Source organism: Enterococcus sp. DIV0436a (genome assembly GCF_051711605.1).
GTDB lineage: Bacteria > Bacillota > Bacilli > Lactobacillales > Enterococcaceae > Enterococcus_B > Enterococcus_B faecium.
In genome coordinates this window covers 116,776-139,401 of sequence record NZ_JBIONA010000001.1, presented here as the reverse complement: position 1 = coordinate 139,401, position 22,626 = coordinate 116,776, and the positions used below count along the sequence as shown (strand labels likewise).

22 protein-coding genes are annotated in these 22,626 nt (G+C 39.0%); 4 read left to right on the top strand and 18 right to left on the bottom strand.

What is annotated here, in order from left to right:
* Positions 1-8: 8 nt before the first annotated feature.
* From ruvA to treR, 3 genes are all read right to left on the bottom strand, one after another.
* The gene (ruvA, locus tag IGL15_RS00695) at positions 9-611 is read right to left on the bottom strand and encodes a Holliday junction branch migration protein RuvA (RefSeq protein ID WP_002290528.1); all 603 of its coding nucleotides are present in this window, start codon (positions 609-611) and stop codon (positions 9-11) included.
* A 169-nt stretch (positions 612-780) separates the two neighbouring features.
* The gene (gene msrB / locus IGL15_RS00690; RefSeq protein ID WP_104765157.1) at positions 781-1,227 is read right to left on the bottom strand and encodes a peptide-methionine (R)-S-oxide reductase MsrB; all 447 of its coding nucleotides are present in this window, start codon (positions 1,225-1,227) and stop codon (positions 781-783) included.
* Positions 1,228-1,303: 76 nt separating this feature from the next.
* On the bottom strand, positions 1,304-2,017 hold the full coding sequence (gene treR / locus IGL15_RS00685; RefSeq protein WP_002294254.1) for a trehalose operon repressor: 714 nt from the start codon (positions 2,015-2,017) through the stop codon (positions 1,304-1,306).
* A gap of 221 nt (positions 2,018-2,238) precedes the next feature.
* Here treR and treP point away from each other — a divergent pair, with 221 nt between their 5' ends.
* Positions 2,239-4,227: a PTS system trehalose-specific EIIBC component gene (gene treP, locus IGL15_RS00680; RefSeq protein ID WP_104765158.1), complete on the top strand. Its 1,989-nt coding sequence runs from the start codon at positions 2,239-2,241 to the stop codon at positions 4,225-4,227.
* Positions 4,228-4,311: 84 nt separating this feature from the next.
* Here the strand turns inward: treP and IGL15_RS00675 are convergent, their stop codons facing one another.
* From IGL15_RS00675 to IGL15_RS00640, 8 genes are all read right to left on the bottom strand, one after another.
* Positions 4,312-4,872 carry a Maf family protein gene (locus tag IGL15_RS00675; RefSeq protein ID WP_002307359.1) on the bottom strand — a complete coding sequence of 187 codons (561 nt, stop codon included), beginning with the start codon at positions 4,870-4,872 and terminating at the stop codon, positions 4,312-4,314.
* 21 nt (positions 4,873-4,893) lie between these two features.
* A complete protein-coding gene (gene mutL / locus IGL15_RS00670) occupies positions 4,894-7,002 on the bottom strand; it encodes a DNA mismatch repair endonuclease MutL (RefSeq protein WP_104765159.1) in 2,109 nt (702 codons plus the stop codon).
* Positions 7,003-7,019: 17 nt separating this feature from the next.
* Positions 7,020-9,665 (bottom strand): DNA mismatch repair protein MutS, encoded by a 2,646-nt coding sequence (gene mutS / locus IGL15_RS00665; protein ID WP_002297135.1) that lies wholly within the window; start codon positions 9,663-9,665, stop codon positions 7,020-7,022.
* Entirely contained in the window at positions 9,649-10,062 is a 414-nt protein-coding gene (locus IGL15_RS00660) for a YlbF family regulator (protein WP_016628157.1), read from the bottom strand. Before IGL15_RS00660 ends, mutS begins: the two co-directional genes overlap by 17 nt.
* Positions 10,040-10,837 carry a TIGR00282 family metallophosphoesterase gene (locus IGL15_RS00655; protein WP_002297139.1) on the bottom strand — a complete coding sequence of 266 codons (798 nt, stop codon included), beginning with the start codon at positions 10,835-10,837 and terminating at the stop codon, positions 10,040-10,042. Before IGL15_RS00655 ends, IGL15_RS00660 begins: the two co-directional genes overlap by 23 nt.
* 407 nt (positions 10,838-11,244) lie before the next feature.
* Positions 11,245-12,018, bottom strand: coding sequence for a Cof-type HAD-IIB family hydrolase (locus IGL15_RS00650; protein WP_002294261.1), 774 nt, complete (start codon positions 12,016-12,018; stop codon positions 11,245-11,247).
* A 19-nt stretch (positions 12,019-12,037) separates the two neighbouring features.
* A complete protein-coding gene (locus tag IGL15_RS00645; protein WP_104765160.1) occupies positions 12,038-12,673 on the bottom strand; it encodes a DNA alkylation repair protein in 636 nt (211 codons plus the stop codon).
* Positions 12,674-12,700: 27 nt separating this feature from the next.
* Positions 12,701-13,552 (bottom strand): formate/nitrite transporter family protein, encoded by an 852-nt coding sequence (locus IGL15_RS00640; RefSeq protein WP_181045212.1) that lies wholly within the window; start codon positions 13,550-13,552, stop codon positions 12,701-12,703.
* A 261-nt stretch (positions 13,553-13,813) separates the two neighbouring features.
* Between IGL15_RS00640 and rpsD the strand changes: the two genes are divergently transcribed.
* Both rpsD and IGL15_RS00630 read left to right on the top strand, forming a co-directional pair.
* On the top strand, positions 13,814-14,425 hold the full coding sequence (gene rpsD / locus IGL15_RS00635) for a 30S ribosomal protein S4 (protein WP_002294265.1): 612 nt from the start codon (positions 13,814-13,816) through the stop codon (positions 14,423-14,425).
* Between the two features lie 139 nt (positions 14,426-14,564).
* The gene (locus IGL15_RS00630) at positions 14,565-15,104 is read left to right on the top strand and encodes a biotin transporter BioY (RefSeq protein ID WP_002297927.1); all 540 of its coding nucleotides are present in this window, start codon (positions 14,565-14,567) and stop codon (positions 15,102-15,104) included.
* A gap of 69 nt (positions 15,105-15,173) precedes the next feature.
* On the opposite strand, the gene IGL15_RS00625 is transcribed toward IGL15_RS00630, so the two are convergent.
* The 6 genes from IGL15_RS00625 to IGL15_RS00600 form a co-directional block, all read right to left on the bottom strand.
* The gene (locus tag IGL15_RS00625; protein WP_002294268.1) at positions 15,174-15,683 is read right to left on the bottom strand and encodes a QueT transporter family protein; all 510 of its coding nucleotides are present in this window, start codon (positions 15,681-15,683) and stop codon (positions 15,174-15,176) included.
* 380 nt (positions 15,684-16,063) lie between these two features.
* Positions 16,064-16,825 carry a 3-oxoacyl-ACP reductase gene (locus IGL15_RS00620; protein WP_002297929.1) on the bottom strand — a complete coding sequence of 254 codons (762 nt, stop codon included), beginning with the start codon at positions 16,823-16,825 and terminating at the stop codon, positions 16,064-16,066.
* Entirely contained in the window at positions 16,822-17,043 is a 222-nt protein-coding gene (locus IGL15_RS00615) for a DUF2829 domain-containing protein (protein ID WP_002290506.1), read from the bottom strand. The genes IGL15_RS00620 and IGL15_RS00615 overlap by 4 nt, the downstream gene beginning before the upstream one ends.
* 26 nt (positions 17,044-17,069) lie before the next feature.
* On the bottom strand, positions 17,070-18,647 hold the full coding sequence (locus IGL15_RS00610; protein ID WP_104765171.1) for a helix-turn-helix domain-containing protein: 1,578 nt from the start codon (positions 18,645-18,647) through the stop codon (positions 17,070-17,072).
* Positions 18,647-19,348 carry an LrgB family protein gene (locus tag IGL15_RS00605; protein ID WP_002294273.1) on the bottom strand — a complete coding sequence of 234 codons (702 nt, stop codon included), beginning with the start codon at positions 19,346-19,348 and terminating at the stop codon, positions 18,647-18,649. The genes IGL15_RS00610 and IGL15_RS00605 overlap by 1 nt, the downstream gene beginning before the upstream one ends.
* Positions 19,341-19,751, bottom strand: coding sequence for a CidA/LrgA family protein (locus tag IGL15_RS00600; RefSeq protein ID WP_002294274.1), 411 nt, complete (start codon positions 19,749-19,751; stop codon positions 19,341-19,343). Before IGL15_RS00600 ends, IGL15_RS00605 begins: the two co-directional genes overlap by 8 nt.
* Positions 19,752-20,076: 325 nt before the next feature.
* On the opposite strand from IGL15_RS00600, the gene IGL15_RS00595 reads away from it, so the two are divergent.
* Positions 20,077-20,811, top strand: a complete 735-nt coding sequence (locus IGL15_RS00595; RefSeq protein ID WP_002290500.1) for an MIP/aquaporin family protein — start codon at positions 20,077-20,079, stop codon at positions 20,809-20,811.
* A gap of 92 nt (positions 20,812-20,903) precedes the next feature.
* On the opposite strand, the gene IGL15_RS00590 is transcribed toward IGL15_RS00595, so the two are convergent.
* Entirely contained in the window at positions 20,904-22,373 is a 1,470-nt protein-coding gene (locus IGL15_RS00590) for a helix-turn-helix domain-containing protein (RefSeq protein ID WP_002294277.1), read from the bottom strand.
* Between the last annotated feature and the right edge of the window lie 253 nt (positions 22,374-22,626).

The following is a 22,626-nucleotide window of genomic DNA, read 5'->3' as shown; positions in this document are numbered from 1 at the left end:
TCTCCTCCTTATTTTTTCATCATTAGCTTGAGTGCTTGGCGTAGATACTCATCCGTTGTCTGATTATCGACTTCTTTTAATTGTTTTTCTACACGTTTGATTTCTCGATCACTGTAACCAAGAGCCGAGAGAGCTTCCATTGCTTCAGATAGAGCTGTAGCGTCTTTTGTGTTTGCTTCATCAAATAGACTAAAAGGTGTATCGATACTCAGCTCACCGAATTTTCCTTTTAGATCCAAGATCATTTGTTGTGCTGTCTTTTTCCCTACTCCTGGAAATTTCGTCAAATAAGTGACATCACTGGATTCTACTGCTTGAATCAAACCGGAGTGGTCTTCGCTTGCCATGATTGCAAGGGCACTTTTCGGACCGATTCCTGAAACACTTACTAATCGCAAAAACAGTTGCTTTTCTTCTAGCGAATCAAATCCATACAGAAGATGCGCATCTTCACGTATCACCTGATGGACATAAATTTTTATTTTTTGATTTAGTTTGCTACTGTAGCGGTAAGGATTTCCTAGTGCGATCTGGTAGCCGATACCATTGGTTTCTACTACTATGTAATAGGGGTTGATAAAGGTAACCACACCTGTCAGATATTCATACATATTCTAGTCCTCTTTCTTTTGCACACATACGTTCCCTTTATTGTAGCACATTTCACCTTGTGAAAAAAGGAGTCTGGGGAGCGTTTCTTTCAAATAGCAATCGCTTGAATAAAAAAAGAGCGGACGATCGAGTAAATCCCCGTATTGTACCGCTCTTTGTGTATTTCCATTATTCTACAAGTGATTTGAATTCCCCATAACCTAATTCATCCATCTTTTCATATGGAATGAATTTCAGTGAGGCAGAATTGATGCAGTAACGTAGACCACCTTGATCTACTGGTCCATCGGTAAACACATGTCCGAGATGAGAATCTGCTTCTTTGCTTCGAACTTCTATTCGATGCATGCCATGAGAAAAATCGGCTTTTTCGCGCACTTGTCTTTTCGTTATTGGTTTGTTGAATGATGGCCAGCCACAACCTGCATCATATTTTTCTGCAGAGCTGAATAACGGTTCACCGCTGACGATATCTACATAGATCCCCTTTTCGTAAAAATCATCATATTTCCCGCTAAATGGTCGTTCTGTTGCATTTTCTTGTGTGACTGCATAAGCCATGGGTGATAACTTTTCTTTCAGTTCTTCTTTTTCTGGTCTTATTGGTTTATCCATTAAAAATGCCCCCTTTGTGATCCTATCATAGCGCCAAAGTGGACAGATGCCAACAATTTGCTTTCTTTTGAACTATTTACACTTTTCGGCGTCGGGCAAACTCAACGAAACGGAATTTATCTAATCGGTGAACCGACTCAGAATACTCGAAACAGCGGGTATCTTCCAGATGAACGAGGCTTCTGACTACTACTGCATAAGTGTCATCGTGAAGATCCATCGCTGTTTTCATGATTTCCGTTACTTCTTCTACTGTGATCTCCTTTTGCGCGTAAGCAATCGTCAAAGAAAGCTCATTTTCAAAATATTCATAGATCGATCCTTGTGCTTGTGCTGGAGTTAAAATAGGAACGATTTCCTTTAATAGATAATCGGTGTCTAATATAACTACTTCGCCATTGATTTTTCTTTCGCGTATCAAATGCCAAACAGGCGCACCGATCTCCCAGCCAGTGATCTCGTTCAATGCTTTTGTCACTTCTGTTTCTTCTAACGTATGGATGATCGTTTCACTTGGAATACGTTGGGTCTCCTGTAGCTCTTTATAGCTAGTCAATCCAGAAATAGGAAAGTCGAAGCGATTCCGATCCAGTACGATCGAACCTTTTCCTTGTTTTTTTTGAATATAACCTTCCGTAGTCAAAAGATTCAGCGCTTTTCTAATTGTTTCTCGTGAAACACCATAAATTTTGATCAATTGGTTCTCACTGGGTAAAAGCGAATGCGGAGGATATTCTTTCGCTAAAATTTTCTGTTCCAAATCTAAAAAAATTTCATTGAACTTATTCATGTTTTTCCCTCACTCGTTCTTCCATCATTTCTTCACTATACTACAGCTCTTTTTGTATTTCAATGTTCCTATTTTTAAGAAAAGCTTATTTTAAGCTTTTTAAAACGATATCATTTTCTCTCGTACTTTTTAATAAAACGCTTGCAATTCTCTCCGAAAAAAAGTATAGTAAATGAAGAAACAACTTGCATAGACAAGTTAAGAGAAAGGGGTTTATTGATATGGCAAAATATCAAGCAGATGCCGAGAAGCTGTTACATGATATCGGCGGAAAAGAAAATATTGCTGCAGTTAGTCATTGTGCGACTCGTATGCGTTTTGTCCTGAATGATCCAGGAAAAGCGGACGAAAAAGCGATCGAAGATATACCTAGCGTAAAAGGGATGTTCACGAATGCAGGACAGTTCCAAGTCATCATAGGAAACGATGTTTCTACTTTTTATAACGACTTCGTTGCAGTATCTGGAGTTGAAGGGGTTTCCAAAGAACAAGGAAAAGCAGCTGCAAAACAAAATCTTCATCCCGTTCAACGTGCTATTGCCGTTTTAGCAGAAATCTTTACACCACTGATTCCTGCAATCATTGTCGGTGGATTGATCCTTGGATTCAGAAATGTACTTGAAGGTATCCAGTTTGAAAGTCTTGGTGGAACAATCGTTGAACACTCGAAGTTTTGGAATGGTGTCAATGCCTTTTTGTGGTTACCGGGTGAAGCAATTTTCCATTTTCTTCCAGTAGGTATCACTTGGAGTATTGCAAAAAAGATGGGTACTACACAAATATTAGGAATCGTTTTAGGAATTACGTTAGTTTCTCCGCAATTATTAAATGCTTATAGTGTAGCTTCCACAGCCGCAGCAGATATTCCATTTTGGGATTTTGGTTTTGCTCAAGTCCAGATGATTGGTTATCAAGCGCAAGTTATTCCAGCCATGCTGGCAGGGTTTATGTTAGCGTATCTAGAAATCTTCTTCCGCAAATATATCCCTCAGTCGATCTCGATGATTTTTGTTCCATTGTGTTCATTGTTACCAACTGTTTTAGCTGCACACGTTATTTTAGGTCCTATCGGCTGGACAGTCGGAAGCTGGATTTCAAATATCGTAAATACTGGATTGACGTCTTCTATCAGCTGGTTGTTTAGTGCCGTATTCGGATTCCTGTATGCTCCTTTAGTGATTACTGGTCTCCACCATATGACCAATGCCATCGATATGCAGCTGATTGCAGATTTCGGATCAACGAATTTATGGCCGATGATTGCTTTATCAAATATCGCCCAAGGCTCTGCAGTCTTAGCCATCATCTTCTTACATCGTGGGAATAAAAAAGAAGAACAAATCTCGATTCCAGCAATGATTTCTTGTTACTTAGGCGTAACTGAACCTGCTATGTTCGGAATCAATTTAAAATACGTCTATCCTTTCGTCGCTGCAATGGTCGGCTCTGGATTAGCTGGCATGTTTGCTAACTTGATGGGTGTTCGAGCTAACGCGATCGGAGTAGGTGGTTTGCCAGGAATACTAGCTATCCAAGCAGAAACATGGGTACCTTTCATCATCGCAATGATCATTGCTGTCATCATTCCATTTGGCTTGACGATCATCTTTAGACGTCAGGGAATTTTGAATAAGATTGATCCTGCTGTTCCTGAAAATGCTGCTGATGTACAACTTCAAACAGCAAATGGCGCAACAGCAACGCCACAGTCTTTCGAACCTGTTTCAGCAACTGGTACGGCAGTTGCAACAAAAGAAACATTATTCGCAGTCGCTGCAGGGACCATCAAGGAAATAACTGAAGTAAATGACCCAGTTTTCTCACAAAAAATGATGGGTGACGGTTATGCTGTCGAACCGTCAAACGGCAAAGTCTATGCACCAGTAAACGGTAAAGTGACGAGTGTCTTTGAAACAAAACATGCCATTGGTATTCTTTCTAATGAGGGGCTGGAAGTACTTGTTCACATGGGATTAGATACTGTTGAACTAAAGGGTGTTCCTTTCAATGTATTCGTGAAAGAAGGAGACCTTGTCACACCAGAGACCCTGATTGCTGAAATGGATTTGCCAGAAATAGAACAAGCTGGCAAGAAAACTGACATTATTGTTGCTTTGACCAATAATGAAAAAGTTGCAGGACTTTCTCTTGACCAATCAGGACTTGTTCGCCCGGGCGAAGCAGTCGGTAAAGCTGAAGTAAAATCTTAGTCAGAGTAGATAAGTAATCTTTTCAATAAAAAAAACGGGCTATCATGGATTTTCAATCGAAAATCAGATAGTCCGCTTTTTTGTTTAAATGAATGTTTTCAGTGCCTGATTGACAGCACCAATCGGAAATCCTACGATACTGTAATAATCTCCAGAAATTTCTTTGACGAATACACTCGCAGCATTTTGGATGCCGTATGCCCCTGCCTTATCCGCATAATCCCCCGTCTCCAAGTAGCGTTTGATCTCTTCGTCTGTCAAAGGATAAAAAGTGACATGTGCTTCTGCTAGTATCCGTTCTTCTCGTTCCTTTGTTTTTAAAACAACAGCTGTATATACAGTATGTGTTTCCCCGCTTAGTTTTTTCAGCATGAATTCAGCCTCAGCCAGATCTTCTGGTTTACCCATGATCTCTTGATTGAGAACAACAGTCGTGTCACTGGCAATCACTAAATGGTCTTCTTTTTCAACTTGTTCCCAGACAGTTCGTGCTTTTTCTTCAGCCATTCTACGAACATAATCGACGGGCTGTTCGTCTGGAAATGGCGTTTCATCGATATCAGCAGGTTCAATCTCGAATTCTGAAACGATATGAGCCAATAACTCTTTTCTTCTTGGTGATTGGGATGCTAATACAATCTTCATGTTTTCCCTCTTCTCTTTGACTTAATGCGGGTCTTGGATTCGTTTGAACATCCTTTCCATATCCGAATTGGTAAAGTGAATCAATACTGGACGGCCATGGGGACAATTGAAAGGATTTTCGCATCGTGCCAGATCCTTCAGCAGCACACGTGCTTGTGCGTCATTCAAATAATGGTTGGCTTTAATCGATCGTTTGCAACTCATCATGATTGCTGTTGCTTCACGGAATTTTTTTACACTCACATTTCCAGTTGTCAGCAGCATATCGATCATCTCCCGAATAATTGATTCTTCTTCTCCATTGGGATACCAAGTAGGATGGGCCCGTACAATAAAGCTGTTTTGACCAAATTCTTCTAAATAAATCCCTGCATCTTCTAGCAAGTGTTTTTGCTCTTTTAATTTCAAAGCATCACTGTTTGGATAGTCTAACACAAATGGAACAAGCAATTCTTGCAGATCATCAGATACTTCCCCAATTTTTTCCCGGAAATATTCATACTTAATGCGCTCTTGGGCAGCATGCTGATCAATGATGTACAACCCATCGCTACTTTGGGCAAAAAGATACGTTCCGTGCATCTGTCCAAAATATTCCAACTGAGGAAAACGTTGTACTGGTTTTTCCGTTTCTAATTTCTTGATGGCTTGTTCTAATGTTTTGTCGTTTCCTTGAGTGAAATCAAATTCAGGGTGGAGTGTCAATTCTTCCTCGTAAATCTGTTCATCCTCTTCTACGGATTTATCTGCTTGTTCTTCATTTGTTTTCTCCATGTTATCCACAATGGGAAATTCTTTCTTTTCAGATTTTTCCACTGTTTTTTCTACAAAGTTATCAACATTTTCACCAAACTTATCCACCGTTTTCGCTGTTTTTTCTGGATAAGTGGTGTTTTCTTCAGAAAAACCAGAATAGTTTTCAACATTTTCCACAGACTTATCAACAATTCTGTCAACAAATGTGTTCTTTGGTTCTTCTACGAAAAAGGTTCCTGTCTCTCGATCAAAATTCAAACTACTTGGCTTTTTAGGTTTTTCTTCTTCAAAAGCGTAGGACAAATCGATTTCGATTTGTTCTGTTTTAGGCTGATCGGGTACTTTTTTCTTAAACCGTAGATTATCCGCTGCACTTGGAATCAGATTTTCTTGAGACAATGCTTTTTGAATGGCGTTACTAATTAGCTCTGTTAGTTCTTTTTCCTTCGACAGCCGGACTTCCTGCTTCGTAGGATGAACATTTACATCTACTAAAAGCGGGTCCATTTTGATTTCCAATACAGCAATAGGGAAACGACCGACCATTAATTTTGACCCATAACCTGCAACGATTGCTTTATTCAAGGAAAAGTTCTTGATAAAACGTCCATTGATGATCGTCGATAAGTAATTCCTACTGGCACGAGTCACCTCAGGCAATGAAACATAGCCAAATAACTCAAAATCTAGATCTTTTCCTTCGATTTTCAGCATTTTTTTTGCGGTAGATAATCCGTAGATTCCCGCAATTGTTTGTTTCAGATCGCCATTTCCAGCGGTTGCCAGCATTTTGTTTCCATCATGTACTAAACGAAAAGCAATCGATGGATGACTCAATGCCAGTCGATTGACGATGTCCCCGATGTTCGCTAATTCTGTGTGCAGTGTTTTCACGTATTTCAAGCGGGCTGGCGTATTGAAAAACAGATTGCTGACGGTAATCTTCGTTCCTTGACGCAGTGGTGCTGGTCGATGCTCAATAACTTCTCCGCCTTTCAGCGACAGATAGGTGCCTTGTTTTTCTTCCTGATTCGCCGTTTCCAGAGTCATTTCAGAAACAGAGGCAATACTTGGCAAAGCTTCCCCTCGAAAGCCCAGCGTTCGTATGCGAAAAAGATCGTCGCGATTATGGATCTTACTTGTCGCATGCCGCTTGAAGGCATTCTCTACGTCGTCTGCCAAAATGCCTTCTCCGTTATCAATCACTTGGATCGTCCGCAGTCCCGCTTCTTCAACTAAGATATCAATCTGAGTACTGCCGGCGTCAATTGCATTTTCCACTAATTCTTTCACAACGGAAGCTGGTCGCTCCACTACTTCTCCCGCAGCGATCTGATTAGCTAAACGTTCAGATAATTCTTGGATTTTGGCCATCGATATCCGCCTTCTTCCTACAGTTGTTTTTGTAATTCATATAATGTGTTTAGTGCATCCATTGGCGTCATTTCTAGTAAATTTATTTGCTTCAGTGATTCAATGACTTCTGTTTCATTTTCGGATAATTCACTGAATAAAGAAAGCTGTTGGTTTTCTTCTTTTACACGGTCTTGTATATGGTCTTGATTTACTTTTTCTGCAGGTGGTTTTATTTGCTCCTGTTTGGCTGTTTTAGTTTTCTCTTCTACTTCAGCTGGAACAGTATGGTGTCCGTTATCGCCATTTTCTAGCGTATGCAGGATATCTGCTGCTCGTTCTAGTAGATTGGAAGGCAATCCTGCGATCTTTGCCACATGTATGCCGTAGCTTTTATCCGCAGGTCCATCCATCATTTTATGCAAGAAGACAACTTCTCCGTCTTTTTCAACGGCTCCAACATGGACATTTTTAAGCTGCGGAAGTTCTTTCTCAAGTACCGTCAGTTCATGATAATGAGTAGAAAAGAGTGTTTTTGCTTGTACATGACGATGGATATATTCGATGATTGCTTGGGCCAACGCCATTCCGTCATAGGTTGCTGTTCCTCGCCCTAGTTCGTCAAACAAAATCAAACTGTTTGGCGTAGCATAACGCAGGGCTTGATTGGCTTCCATCATCTCTACCATAAAAGTACTTTGTCCAGCAATTAAGTCGTCACTTGCACCAATTCGGGTAAAAATCCGATCAAAAATAGGTAAAACTGCTTGTTTTGCCGGAACGAAACAGCCCATTTGCGCCATCAGAACAGTTAATGCCAACTGTCGCATATACGTACTTTTACCAGACATATTCGGTCCTGTAATCAGCAAGATCATTTCGTCTTCTGCCATTTCTACGCTGTTAGGGATATATTCCTGATGTCCTAATACTTTTTCTACTACAGGATGTCGTCCGTCTTTGATCAGAAGCTGATGCTTGTCACTGACAAGTTCTGGCCGAACATACTGATAGCGTTCGCTGATCGTTGCAAAACTTTGTAGCACATCTACTGCACTGATTGCTTTTGCAAGTACTTGTAGCGGCTGGATAGCCTTTTTGACTTCTTCTCTCACAGCTAAAAACAACTGATATTCTAAATCAACAGATTTTTCTTCTGCTTCGAGGATTTGTGTCTCCAATTCTTTTAGTTCTGGTGTGATGAAACGCTCTGCATTTGCTAAAGTTTGTTTTCGTTCATACTTCTCCAGTTCTGCATTTCCAAGATTTGCTTTTGTGATTTCTATATAATAACCGAAAACGCGGTTAAATCCGATTTTTAAGTTTTTGATTCCTGTTTCTTGACGCTCTTTTGCTTCAAGTTCTGCCAACCATTTCTTTCCGTTTCTCATAGCAGAACGGTACATATCGAGCTGCTCATTGAATCCATCTTTGATGATGTTTCCTTCCGTTATTTGTAACGGCGGATCATCTTGGATAGCTTGGTCGATCAATTGGACGAGATGGTCCATCGGCTGCATTTCTGAAAGCAGACTTTGCCATTGACCTTGATCGATTCCTTCAATCAACCCTCTGATCATTGGCACTTGTTCTAAAGAAGTTTTCAGCTGGATCAAGTCTCGCCCATTGACATTACCGAAAGCTACTCGACCTGCTAGGCGTTCCAGATCATAGACTTTCGTTAATGCTGACTGCAAATCGATACGTTCAAAATAGCTGTCTAGCAAAGAAGCGACCATTTCTTGTCTTGCTTTAATTTGTTTTGCCTGGATAAGCGGACGGTCTAGCCATTGTTTTAGTAAACGGCCACCCATTGCTGTTTTTGTTTCATCTAACAACCATAGAAGAGTGCCGTGCTTTTTCCCAGTCCGAATAGATTGGCTTAATTCTAGGTTGAATTTTGAATAATAATCCATTTTCAAAAAATGATCTGGTTGGTATTCTACTGCTTTTTGGATATGAGCTAAACTCCGCTTTTGTGTCACCGATAAATAAGTCAATAGTTTGCCGGTTGCTTCTTTTTCCAGCGGATCGACTAGTTCGCTTGTCAAAAAGCTAAATTCCGCGTTTTCTTCCATCTCATTTTGTTGAGAAAAGACTAGCCCTAAACGCCCGCTTAGCTGTTCACGAAGGGTATCAGTGATCTCACTGCCTAATACGAGTTCTTTTGTCTGCAATGCAGAGGCTTCATTTAAAACAGCTTCTTCATCATGCAACCGAGCCGTCTTCAATTCTCCCGTACTTAAATCGGCATAAGCAAAGCCAAATTCATTTCCTTGACTAACTACAGCTGTTAAAAAATTGTTGTCTTTTGCCGACAATCCTTTGCTGTCCATGACTGTACCAGGAGTGACTAGCTGGATCACTTCGCGCTTGACCATCCCTTTAGTCGTCTTTGGATCTTCTACCTGCTCGCAAATCGCTACTTTATAGCCTTTTTCAATCAAGGCATCGATATATCCTTGTGCTGCATGGTGAGGTACACCGCACATAGGAATAGGTTCTTCTGCATTTCGATTTCTGCTCGTCAACGTTAATTCCAAAAGCTGTGACGCTTTGATCGCATCTTCGTAAAATAGTTCATAAAAGTCTCCTAAACGATAGAACAAAAAAGCATCTTGGTATTGGGCCTTGATGCTTAGATATTGTTCCATCATAGGAGTATTTTTAGTTTTTTGAGGCATGTTTTTCCTCCTCTATTTGTCCATTGATTTCTTCTTGTATCATAGTTGTTAAATGATGAAGCAGATCATCTGCTTCCAACAGCTGTTTTCTATAAGCTACAACAAGCGGATGCTGATCAAATTCTTGCATGAATTGATCCGCTTGTTTGATTGCTTCTTGTTCTGCTGCTGGTTTGTCATAGTGGGCAAAATGAACAGCATCTTTTTGCGCTTGTTTGATTTTTTCTCTCAACTCAGCTAAATACTGGTTTTGCTGGATCTTTTCTTCAAGTTCTTTGTAGCGAATGATCGTTTCATTCTCTCCTAAAAGTTTTGTCAGTTTCCTTACTTCTTTTTGAATTTCCGGCTCCTGCTGCAAAAAACTGCCTCTCTTTCTACTCCATGAACGGTCGATCATCGTTGATCTGAATCAGCTGGATTTCTTTTGCATGACCTGTCGTATCATCCAATTCCAAGATACAGCCGCTTAAAATCGATCGGCCTTGTTCCACAACTTCAAAACGTTTTGGTAATGCGGTCAGAAACTTTTCGATTACAGGTTCTCTGCGCATACCCAAAATACCATCATAGGGACCTGTCATCCCAACGTCTGTCAGATACGCTGTTCCTCTTGGCAAAATTCGCGCATCATTTGTCTGAACGTGTGTATGTGTACCGACCACTGCTGAAACTTTCCCATCTAAAAACCAGCCCATTGCTTGTTTTTCACTTGTTGTTTCTCCATGAAAATCTACAAAAATGATCGGCGTACGTTTTCTGGCTTCTTCTACCAGCTCATTCATTTTACGAAAAGGATCATCCAAGTCCACCATAAAAGAACGAGCCTGCATGTTGATCACTGCCAGTTCGACTTGGTTCACTTTGACAAAGACCATCCCTTGTCCAGGCGTCCCTTCCGGAAAATTTGCCGGACGAACCATCTTTTTAGCTTCATTTACAAACTCAAAGATTCCGCGGTTGTCCCACGTATGATTCCCCATCGTCACGACATCTACGCCGTCTTGCAAAAATTTTTTATAGATTTTTTCTGTGATTCCACGTCCAGAAGCGGCATTCTCACCATTTACAATCGTTACTTGCGGACGGTACTTCTTCTTCAATCTAGGAAGATATTCAGTAATCATCTCTCGTCCCATTGAACCTACTACATCACCAATAAACAATACCCGCACACTAAATTCCTCTTCTCTTTTAACATCACTCTATATTATAGTTGTTTTCAATAAGAAAGAAAAGGTCAAACAAAAGGAACTCTTTCCTGGTATTTCTTAGTTTTGAAAAATAAAATAAAAAAATGGGACTATGACAAACATCTTGTCACAGTCCCATTTCCCGAATAAACGTTGTTTCATCTACTTCTTCAGAAATAAGCCGTAATTTTACAAAAATTTGAGAAGCAATTTTCGTAAATCCCTTCTTATTTCTTGAAACTGACCACTTCTGTCACGACCTCTTCCTTAAACGGTGTTCAAAAGCTTGCATCTGCGGTAATAAGCCCAGAAAAACGAAAAATAGGAGGAGCTATTTTTGTTTGGCTGGGCTTATTACTTGATGCAGAACAGCTTTTTCACAACCTCTTTTAAATCACGCTTAACTCTTTCAATGCCTTCCAAATTCCATCCTGATCGTTTGTATCAGTGACCATCTTAGCTTCTGCTTGTACTTCTGGCACAGCATTCCCCATAGCTATCCCAATTCCTGACATGCGCAACATTTCACGGTCGTTTTGTCCATCGCCAAAGCTGATGATGTCTTCATGAGGGATGCCTACTTGTTCTGCTAAGTGCAGAATTGTCGCTGCTTTAGAACCATTTTTAGGTACGACATCTACACTGTTCTCATGCCAGCGGACAAATCGAATTTTATCATATGAAGAGAACTTCCCATCATATGTTTGATCGAAAAATGCTAACGCTTGGTATATTTCTTGTTCCTCTGCAAAAAACTGATCTAATTCAGGCAAGACAGCACCGAAAGAATGCATCGCTTCTTCCATCACCGTTACATCATTGGAAGAAGAACGCTTGATATTGTCTAAGCTGACAAAAGCTGTATCGATCTGCTCATGATGCGCTTCTTGAACGAACGCATCCAACTGGTCGCGATCTAGTAAATTCTTATATACTTGTTCATGGTCTAAAAAACCGGCCGCTCCATTACATAAAATGTAGTTCGTAAAATCAAGATCGCGAATGATCTCTTGCGCATGAAATCGGCTCCGCCCTGTAGCAATCGTGACCAGATGACCGGCTTTGCGTAATTTTTCCAATGCTTCTCTCGTGCTATCTAAAGCTTGTTTGTTTGAATCTAACAACGTTCCATCAATATCAAAAGCAAATAATTTGCGTCTCATCTCTTGTCGTCTCGCTTTCTTATAAATACTTACTTGCCTCTCGAACAGCTAACTTACTCAAATCTGTTGCCAGCTGTCTTTTTACCCAATCGGCATCGGTCTTACTGTAATCGCGTAATGCCCAACCAATTGCTTTTTGGATAAAGAATTCCTTTGTTTGACGATCTTCGTCTATTGCTCGGATCAATAGTCCTGTGTCTGTTTGCTGTTTATAACCTAATTGCAACGTGATTGCTATTCGACGCAGCCAAAAATCTTCCTTTTTTTCAAACAATTGAAAGACTTCTTCACGCTGCTCTGGGTAGGCTTTACACCATGTGCTGTATACTTTTCTCCAAGAGTCGATGCTGTCCCACCATTCTTTTTTCTGAACTAGTGGCAACAATACGACTAAGTCTTCAAATGTAAGCCGTTTGATGTTTTTCTGGACTAAATCGATCGCTACATACTGATACTCTCTTTCGATTTGTTCATAATAATAATAAACAAAAGCTAAAACTTCAGAAATAGATAAATTTTTGCTCTCATCCAGTAACGGTTGTTGTAAAAGAGCGCGTTCCGGCTTAGGTACTCCAGCAAAGGAAAAAAGATTTTTCATGTACTTTTCCATTTGTAACGCTTTTTCCTCATTTTTTGGAAAAACTAAAACTTCCATGGCACTTCCCCTTTAATGAACGACTTTTTAGTCCACATAGGATGATTTTGACTGATTCAGCCAAGCATATCCCAGTCCCATTACTAAACCGCCACCAATATAATTTCCTGCCAAAGCAAAAAACAAATTATGTAACACATTGCTGACTGTCATTCCATCCGTCTGTCCTTGAGAAGCAAAGTAAGCAAGCGTAAAGGCAGGAAAATTCGCTATCACGTGTTCATATCCTAAAAAAGCAAAAATGAAAATGATGAATACGACTGTGATCACTTTCCCGGCATCCTCTTTCATCCGCATGCTGATCAGTACAGCGGTATTGACAACGATATTCGCAAACATCCCTTCCACCAAAATCGTTGCTGCAGGTTTTGCTAGTTTTACTGCTATTGATTCTAACATAAAGTTGTCCAACGTTAAATCTTGAAATGGCGTAGTCATAGAAATAAGAAATCCACATAATATACCGCCAATCATATTGAAAAAAATACAGGCAAATAGAATCTTGGCTGCCTTACTTAAAGCAAGTCTCTGCCGAAAAACACCCACGGTCATATAAAGCATATTCGATGTTCCTAATTCAGCGTTCATGTATAGAATCATGACCAGACCCCAGCTGAACATAAATGCGTATAAAATCTTTCCTAGACCATGCGCGATATCTTCCCCCTTCATCGCGATTGCAAATGCCACAGCCGTTCCTAAAGTCAAAAACAAATAGGCGAGAACCGCTCGAACAGCGTAACGTGAAAAGCTGTTTTCAAAAAGATTCGCCTTCTTTTCAATTGAAGCATCGATTTTCTCAAATAATGGTGATACCGGATTCATTGATTTTCTCCTTAAACTTCCTTCGCTTTTTTCCATTTGCACATACCCTCTCATTTTATAAAGACAGCCTAGGTTTGTAAAGCGTTTTTATGTACTAATTATCTTGACATTCGTGGATGATCTATCATATACTGTAGTTTGTGTAAAATAATGCAGCAGAAAAATAATAACTCATCCCTAGTTTGTTGCCCCGTCTCGGGTTCGATTGTGTAACCGCGGCTGCAAAGGTGAAGATTGAAGAACAAACTATATGATTATGAATTTTTCAACGGATTATTTTACTCCAAAAACTTATATTCATTGGAGGAAATTTTAATGTCTCGTTATACAGGACCATCATGGAAAATTTCTCGTCGCTTAGGCATCTCATTGTCAGGCACAGGAAAAGAATTAGCACGTCGCCCTTACGCACCAGGTCAACATGGACCTAACAGCCGTGGCAAACAATCAGAATACGGCATGCAATTAACTGAAAAACAAAAACTTCGTCACATGTACGGAATGAACGAACGTCAATTCCGTAACTTGTTCGTAAAAGCTAGCAAAATCAAAGAAGGTAAACATGGTGTTAACTTCATGATCTTACTAGAACAACGTTTAGACAATGTTGTTTACCGTTTAGGACTTGCAACGACTCGTCGTCAAGCACGTCAATTAGTTAACCATGGTCACATTTTAGTTGATGGCAAACGCGTTGATATCCCTTCATACCACGTAGAAGTGGGTCAAGTGATCTCAGTTCGTGAAAAATCACAAAACATCGTAACAGTAAAAGAAGCTGTAGAAGCAACTGTTGGACGCCCAGCATTCGTAAGCTTTGACGCTGAAAAATTGGAAGGTTCATTGACTCGTTTACCAGAACGTGACGAACTATATCCAGAAATCGACGAAGCTCTTGTCGTTGAATACTACAACCAAAGCTTATAATTTCAAAAGCTTTCTTGAAAAAGACCGCTATCTATTGGATAGCTGGTCTTTTTTTATATTTTCTATTTACAAAGTAATCACTTTGTTTTACAATTTCGTTAACCAAATAAAAATATTAAGTTAACGAAAAGAGGGCATTATGAACCGAACATTGAAAGAATTAATACTTGCTGCGGAATTTGCCGCGATTATTTCTGTCCTTTCTCAGATGACCATTCCTTTTGGCTTGGTTCCTTTGACGGGGCAAACATTTGCTATTGGATTAACAGCAACTTTTCTCGGAAGAAAACTAGGATTGATATCTGTTGCAGTTTATCTTTTACTTGGCTTGATTGGTCTTCCTGTATTTTCAGGGATGACTGGAGGTATAGCTGTTTTATTTGGGCCAACTGGCGGATATTTGATTGGATTTCTCTTACAAACGTGGATAACTGGTTGGATGATCGAAAGAACGGATGCTCATTACTTATATGCAATCTTTGCCAATCTAATGGGCTCTCTTGCTGCATTGATCTGCGGAACGATCTGGCTGAAAATAAGTGGTGATCTTACTTTTACAACTGCATTTGCCAGTGGACTACTGCCGTTTTTACTGCCGGAAGCAATCAAGGCAACTGGAGCAGCTTATATCGGTATCTTGATGAAAAAACGGCTAAATCGATTTCTTCATACAAATTAATCAAAAAAGCAGCATGGAAGAAGACTCAAAGTCTCTTCCACGCTGCCATATTTTAAATTAAACAGATCTTTATTTTGACAAATCCACTTTTTTACCGATCCAATAAATAATTATCCCACCGACAATCATTGATGCCAATTCTCCTAAAGCAATCACCCACCAATTCAAGAAAAAAGGTAGTTGATATAAAATCGTTAGCTGACCAGCTACTGTAAACATGGAAAAAGCAAATACGCATGCTGTCACAGCCATTTTGATTTTCATGTTTTTGATGCGACTAGTGATTTTATAGTTGATAAGCAATACAAGCAGCGTGCTGACGCTTCCTACTACAACATCTATCAGTCCAAGAGGAGAAGCCATATTAGCCAAAGCTACTCCCGCTGTTACCGCGACGATGTATCTTTTGTTATACAAGGACAGATAGTTGAACATCTCCGATAGACGAATCTGAATCACTCCAAAGCTAAAGACAGACAAAACCAGCGTCACTGCCACATATAAACCAGTGACTAGCGCCATCCGAGTCACATCTGTCGTTGTCCAGCGTTTGGCTGAACGGGTATTATTTTTTTCCATGTTCTATTTCTCCTTTGCAAGATAATTTTATCTTGGTAATGACTGCGACCAAAGGATGGGAAGAAAATTCCAACTGAAGTGCCGCAGAAGGTAGTGAAAAAGCTGCCCTGCAACAAGTAATAAGAATAGTCAAATAAAAATAGCTCCTTATATTTTTCATTTGGCTGGACTTGTTACCGCAGTTGCAAGCTTTTGAACACCGTTTATATCAAAAGGTCGTGAAAAGCCGCTTAGTTTCGAATATTAACGATTATTAAAAAGAATTTTTTGAACTGGCTGTTCGGCATCGAATGTCGGGAACAGTCATCGACTTTCTTTTATCATCAACCGTTGTTTCTCTCTTTAGTTTTATCATACAGAAGCTTGAAAAAAACACAAGGTTATTTTAACAACCATCCGCCATCGATTGGGATGATCGTTCCTTGTATGTAGCTTGCTTGAGGAGAGGCAAGAAATAACGTCAGCTCAGCTACTTCTTCCGGCTGTGCCCATCGCTTGACTGGTGTTTCATTTGCGACCCACTCAGCCATCTCACCTTTCCCTTCAAAATCAGCCGCATTCATTGGTGTTTGGATGGCTCCTGGAGCAATTCCTTTTACTCGGATACCCTGTCCTGCGTAATCCAGAGCGAGTTGTTTGGTAAATCCGACGATTGCATGTTTCGCACTTGTATAAGCGATCCCACCTCCGCCAGCAACCAAACCCGCAATCGAAGCCATGTTGATGATTGTTCCGCTTTTTCGGCGGATCATATCAGGAAGGATGATTTTTGTCAGCTGATACATGCTTTTCACATTCGTCTCATAAATAAGATCCCACAGCGATTCGTCAGTTTCCATCAATGGTTTGTAGGCATCCAATATCCCCGATGTATTCAGTAAAATCGTAACTTCACCAAAACGATCCTGGCATTTCGATACCGCTTGTTGGAGTTCTTTCATTTGTCGAACATCACCTAGTGCGTAGGCAAAAGTTTCAGGAAATCGCAAAGAGAGTTCTTCCATTTTACCGAACTTTTGATCTAATCCAAATACAAAAGCATCTTGTTCAAGAAACGCTCGGGCTTGCGCAGCACCAATTCCAGAAGCAGCTCCTGTGATAAATACAACCTGTTTAGCTAGATCTGGATACTGGTTTTTCATTCTACGATCGCCCAATCATCTGCTAAAATATCACAAACTGTAGGAGCGAAGCTGGAAAAACCTTCGTCACTTGTTTTGATCAATAAGTAAGGTGTCACTGGACAGCCATCAAATTCATCATCGGATACGAGAACAACATAAAGTTCAAATCCACTCCATCCTTTACGAATAATCTTTGCACCTTTTTTCAATTCTGGTAAAATTTCTTCAAATGTCATCTTTTTTCTCCTTCTTTGTTATTGTTTTAATAGTTTTTTTTTTGAATCATTTCAAATTTTTGAGATAGTTGGATGTAATCAATTAATTTTAGTTCTTCGGTCACAATAAAATAGTCAAGATCCGCCCATGGTTTGCGGTGGACTTTACTTGTCGAAATCAGAAGATCAACTTCTCTCCCCCGATAATCTGTTGGCAGAAAAATCAGCTGATACTCATTACGGAAAAATGTCCGTAATCCCTCCTCTAACAGTTGCTCTTCAAATAATGGGAAATCTGTCATTAAAAGGATCGTGATCTTTGGAAGCTGTGGAGTAAAGGCTCCTAATGTTTTAAACACAGTCAGATACCGACTCATCAAAAACGCATGATTTTTAAATGCCAGATGATTGGGATGTTTGTGTCTACTTTCAAAAAAATGTACGAGCCATTGTTTCAATTCCTTGTTTTCAATAACTAAATGATTAATAAAATCACTACTATTGCCATCAATCGTTTCTTTCGCATTAGGAAAAAGATAGGCGAAAAAATGACTGCTGAATAAATAGTTTTCTGCCTCGAAGGTTAGATTTTCTGCTGGCAGCCCCTGCTCTTCCTGATAAAGAGAAAGAGCGGCTTTTGCTTCTGAAAGGGCTGTAAAGGGCGGTGTTTTTGCTTGTTGATGAAAATCAAAAATTTTCTTCCGTATCTTAGGATCACTATAATATTCTTCACGAGTCATCAGTACAAGAAATAATGCGCCTAACTCGTCTTCTACTTGAAAATAATTAGGAAATACCGGCTCCATGACTTGGCAAAATCGCTGGAACAACAGATTGTCAGAAATCAGCCGTCTTTTTTTCTCATTCAATACAACATAATGCTTCTGTGATTTTCTTAAAAAAAAGGCACCTAGCATGTATTCCAATCGTCTTTTTTTGATCTCGTTCAGACGAACATTAAAAAAAGCCATGATATGTTCTGCCATATTCTTTACGTCCATTTGAGAAATCGTTTCAAATGGCCAGATTTTCCCTCGAAACAACTGCCAGAATGTCATATGCAAGTAAAGTCGAATGATTTCTTCTTCGCCTTGAGCGATATATGTACCTCGTTGCAGCCGAATTCCGTAAGTTTGCAGTTGCTGTTTCCATTCATTGATTTTTCGATGAGCAGTAGATTCACTAATGTAATGCTTTTGCGCAAATTGGTACATTGTATGGAATTCTTCAAAAAAAATGTCGTGCAGCAACTGGAATTTCAGCGTACTTTGCACGAGATAGATCAAAAAACGCTCATGTTCAATTGAATCGAGCGTATCATAAAAGTTATAACCAGAACGGTGATTTTTTGTAAACAAAGGGTGTGTCTTACCGCTAAACTGCTGATAGTTTTTAGACAGCTCGTTCAGGTATTTCGACACGCTGCGGGCATCCAGCTGAACAACTTGCGCTAATTGTGCAGCGGTATGCCAAGCTTGATCCTCAAAACTTTCTAGGAGGAGAATCTTATAATATAGATCTTTATCAAATTGTTTAAGATACTCGGAAGACAAATACACGTCTTTCCCTCCTTTTTTATGCTCGAACGTTTTGGTTATTGTAGCATAAAATAGTGGTTTTCGCATCAAAACAAGCCAGCAAAAGGCTGAAAGAATAACGGCAGCAACAAAACGGTCAATATCCCATTTACGCATATCGCAAGTCCGGAAATGATTCCTTCTATTTCGCCAATCTCGATTGCTTTTGCTGTACCGATAGCATGAGAAGTACTTCCTAACGCCACACCGCGAGCAACTGGACTTTCGATCTTGAATAGGCGGAAAATATGAGTGGCGATCAGCGAACCAAAAATACCTGTAGAGACAACAATAGCAAGTGTCACGGCATTCACCCCGCCCATCGTATGAGATAAATCGACAGAAATAGCCGTCGTTACAGATTTAGGTAGTAATGAGATCACCATCTCTTTATGAAGAGAGAAGAAGTAACCGAACCCTACACTAACCAAGCAATTTGCGACTATTCCTGCTAAAATCGCAGCCATTACAGGATAAAAATTCTCTTTCAGTAAACGGAAGTTTTTATAAAGAGGGATGGCAAGTGCCACTGTCGCAGGAGTAATCAGCATAGTCAAAAAATTGCCCCCGATATTATAGTCTTTATAGCTGATCCCAGAAAAATGCAAAAATAAGATAATAACAACAATCGATAATACGAGAGGATTCAAAACAGGCAGTTTATATTTCCGCAAAAATTTATCAGATAATACATACACTCCTAAAGTCAAACTTAAGCCAAATAGTGGATTCACAAAAAACTCAGTCAATTTGATTTTCCTCCATTTCGTTTACAGATACCCTTCCTGCTTTTTTCTTACGGACATAGCCCAGCAAAGCTTCTACACCTTCTGCCGTTTTTCCCGCTGCAACCATCGTGACGATGGAACACACGACGACTGCTCCCAGTAAAACAGGCCATATCGAAGCAATATCATCAAAATATTCCAATAAACCTACACCAGCAGGAACAAATAAAATAGCTAGATTATTCAATAAAAAATCACCAGTTGCTCCGATTTTTTCAGGATCAACAAGATGCATTTCAAATGCTAAAAATAAAAAAAGAATACCTAAGATACTTCCAGGAATAGGTAAATGAGCAAAAATCCGTATGCCTTCTCCTAATACAGAAAAGAAAATAATAATGAAAAACTCTTGAAAAAATTTCATCAAACAACACTCCTTACGTATAGCTTTCATTTTACTAACAAACCTTTTCTGAAAGTTTCAAAACATGCTGTTTCTAAGATACAATTTTTGAGAAAAAAAACGTTTTTTTTTTGGTATATTTATAGTTAAGCTTGGTGATTTGTGGAGAACTTTTAAAAAGAGTTGGAGTTTTACTGTTGGTCTGGTTTCTTATAAGTAATGGAATTCATTTTTTTATTCACATTTGTTAAGACTGCAGAAATCCTTCCGACACGAAACACTGCACCGATGCTTTTCGTGTTGATGTTTCTTTTTTTTTGCATTTTTATAACTTTTGGAGGTATTTATGGATTACTCACTAATGACCCGTCTTGCGGCGGAAATGATTGGTACAGCATTACTAATCGTTCTAGGTAACGGTGCTGTAGCAAACGTAGATTTAAAAGGTACAAAAGGATATGGCAGTGACTGGATGCTGATTGCTGTCGGGTATGGATTCGGGGTTATGATGCCAGCAATGATTTTTGGTGGAATCAGCGGTAACCACATCAACCCAGCATTTACAATTGCTTTAGCATCTAATGGTCTATTCCCTTGGGCTGAAGTTGTTCCTTATATCATTGCACAATTGATTGGTGCAGCGATTGGACAATTGATCGTAGTAGCTTGTTACAAACCTTACTACGACCAAACAGAAGACGTGAACCATGTGTTAGGTACATTCTCAACAATCAACAGCGTTGGTTCTAAATTCAATGGTTTCGTCAATGAATTCTTTGGTTCATTCGTTTTATTCTTTGGTGCCCTAGGTATTACAAAAGCACCATTCTTCCAAGATAATCTTGGTACAGCTCACTTAGCACTCGGTTTCCTTGTATGGACATTAGTTGCTTCACTTGGTGGTCCTACAGGTCCTGGACTAAACCCAGCCCGCGACTTTGCTCCACGTCTTGTACACGCACTTCTTCCATTGAAACATAAAGGTTCTTCTCAATGGGGATATGCATGGGTACCAGTTGTAGCACCTATCTGTGCTGGTGTCGTAGCAGTATTCTTATATAAATTATTATTTATGGCTTAATCAAAAGCTAAATAAAAAAACTTGGTACAGCGATTGCGTACCAAGTTTTTTTATTTTTAGAAAAAGCAGTCGGACTTTCTAAAAGAAGTTCACTATTCGATCCTATCGATGATTTCTTCAGGAAAATCGTCTATTTGCTTGTCAATTTTGCTGTCTTTGTATTTCTCTTCTTGGATAGTCAACAAAATCTTTGTAAGATTCCCCCAGTCTACTGCTCTTGGCGGATCGAGCCAAACCACTACTTGAGATGCACTTTCTTCATATAGATTATTCCTATTCGTGATTATAACATCCGGGAACTCAGGCTTTCCTGCCTCTATCACTTCCGTGTTCAGATTAATGTACAAGCTTAAATTTTTCTTGATAAATTGATTATAGGCAGCACCATAAGAAAAATCGATGATGATCTTTACTGGTTCAGAAATCAGTTGAATGGGTATGTGATTGATCAATAATAATAAATAACTGAAAAAAAGAAAAAATTTATCTTGAAGCAACTCTTTGCGTTTTGACGTTAGATCATTTATATACTCTATCAAATAGCAATAAAATGCTGGATAGTTTTCTCTAAAAAAAGAAACATCAAGTGGAAATTCATCAGCTTTATTAATAGTGTAATGCAAAAGTTTAAAATGTATTTTGGTTAACTCTCTTCGGATCAATTGGCTCGTCTCTTCTCGCAACAGATTAAACTGATTTTCAAAACTTTCAATGAATCGTTCATTCAACCATTCGATTGTTTCATCTTCATTTTTTCTCAAGTATTTTTGATCCAATTTATCATGAAGATAAAGCCAAGAGAGTGTCTTATTGATAAAAATAACGGATTTTTCTCCTAATACTCCTTTTAAGTGGTAAAATCCTATATCCGAAAAAAATAGCGACTGATTGCTAGCAATATCTAAAGAATCAGCTTGTTCAGCCAACAGGTTGATTGCTAAAAAGTGGAATAATTTCTTTTTTTCATAAGCAGACAGAGGATAATACTGTTTTAAATCTTTTAACATTTTTTCTGTTTTTATAATTATAGGTAGCGTATACAATTCCACAAAACTTATCTCTGTTGAGTTAAAAAGATTATATAAAAAAAGCCGAATGTTTTTAGGATTCCCTGTCAACTTTCTCTTTTCAAAAAAAATTTGATATTTTTTAAGATTTCTTTTTAGTCTTTGTAATACTTTATAAGCCACAGAATAACTCACGTGATGCTGTTTAGCAAAATTTTCTACTGAGATATATTTTTCCTGAAAGAAAGCCAATACCATTTTCATAGATAAAGAATCCGTTATATAACGAGATAACAGAGCTTTGCTAGAACATTTTCCATTAATTTCCAGACATATATCCAATTCACTGACGGTTACTCGCAAATTTTTCTCTAGATCGAACTTTTGTAAATCATGTTTCAGCTTATCGATCGTTTTTTTCAAGAGAAATGTCGATAGCGACAACTCTTCTTGAACATTCGATATTGACTCTGATAAATTTGAGCTTGCTTCTAAATATTTAAGTAATGAATAACTTCTGTGATCTTCTTTGCTTAAAAAAAACTCATAATTCATTAGTCATCAGCTCTTTCTACGTATATTACTTTCCATGCATTCACCAACTAGCTGGGGATAAAACTGATTTCCTGGATCCGAGTCACTGTTGTCAGCGATTCTTGTTTGTATAATATACATCGTCCTGTCTTTTTTTTAACATTTTGGAGAGCGTTTTATTTGGCCTTTCTCGCGATCAAACCTGTTATAAGAATTATATCATTTACTAGTATGCATTTTTATTAATAAAATGGTATATTTTATATTATTATAA

Bases quoted from the DNA above. Each gene is read 5' to 3' on its own strand.
- IGL15_RS00600 (WP_002294274.1), bottom strand. From the start codon at position 19,751: ATGAAATTTTTTCAAGAGTTTTTCATTATTATTTTCTTTTCTGTATTA.
- IGL15_RS00645 (WP_104765160.1), bottom strand. From the start codon at position 12,673: ATGGAAGTTTTAGTTTTTCCAAAAAATGAGGAAAAAGCGTTACAAATG.
- ruvA (WP_002290528.1), bottom strand. From the start codon at position 611: ATGTATGAATATCTGACAGGTGTGGTTACCTTTATCAACCCCTATTAC.
- IGL15_RS00610 (WP_104765171.1), bottom strand. From the start codon at position 18,647: ATGCGAAAACCACTATTTTATGCTACAATAACCAAAACGTTCGAGCAT.
- mutL (WP_104765159.1), bottom strand. From the start codon at position 7,002: ATGGCCAAAATCCAAGAATTATCTGAACGTTTAGCTAATCAGATCGCT.
- IGL15_RS00615 (WP_002290506.1), bottom strand. From the start codon at position 17,043: ATGACATTTGAAGAAATTTTACCAGAATTGAAAAAAGGTGCAAAGATT.
- rpsD (WP_002294265.1), top strand. From the start codon at position 13,814: ATGTCTCGTTATACAGGACCATCATGGAAAATTTCTCGTCGCTTAGGC.
- IGL15_RS00675 (WP_002307359.1), bottom strand. From the start codon at position 4,872: ATGAAGATTGTATTAGCATCCCAATCACCAAGAAGAAAAGAGTTATTG.
- IGL15_RS00650 (WP_002294261.1), bottom strand. From the start codon at position 12,018: ATGAGACGCAAATTATTTGCTTTTGATATTGATGGAACGTTGTTAGAT.
- treP (WP_104765158.1), top strand. From the start codon at position 2,239: ATGGCAAAATATCAAGCAGATGCCGAGAAGCTGTTACATGATATCGGC.
- IGL15_RS00640 (WP_181045212.1), bottom strand. From the start codon at position 13,552: ATGAGAGGGTATGTGCAAATGGAAAAAAGCGAAGGAAGTTTAAGGAGA.
- IGL15_RS00595 (WP_002290500.1), top strand. From the start codon at position 20,077: ATGGATTACTCACTAATGACCCGTCTTGCGGCGGAAATGATTGGTACA.
- IGL15_RS00620 (WP_002297929.1), bottom strand. From the start codon at position 16,825: ATGAAAAACCAGTATCCAGATCTAGCTAAACAGGTTGTATTTATCACA.
- IGL15_RS00590 (WP_002294277.1), bottom strand. From the start codon at position 22,373: ATGAATTATGAGTTTTTTTTAAGCAAAGAAGATCACAGAAGTTATTCA.
- IGL15_RS00660 (WP_016628157.1), bottom strand. From the start codon at position 10,062: ATGATCGACCGTTCATGGAGTAGAAAGAGAGGCAGTTTTTTGCAGCAG.
- mutS (WP_002297135.1), bottom strand. From the start codon at position 9,665: ATGCCTCAAAAAACTAAAAATACTCCTATGATGGAACAATATCTAAGC.
- IGL15_RS00630 (WP_002297927.1), top strand. From the start codon at position 14,565: ATGAACCGAACATTGAAAGAATTAATACTTGCTGCGGAATTTGCCGCG.
- msrB (WP_104765157.1), bottom strand. From the start codon at position 1,227: ATGGATAAACCAATAAGACCAGAAAAAGAAGAACTGAAAGAAAAGTTA.
- IGL15_RS00625 (WP_002294268.1), bottom strand. From the start codon at position 15,683: ATGGAAAAAAATAATACCCGTTCAGCCAAACGCTGGACAACGACAGAT.
- treR (WP_002294254.1), bottom strand. From the start codon at position 2,017: ATGAATAAGTTCAATGAAATTTTTTTAGATTTGGAACAGAAAATTTTA.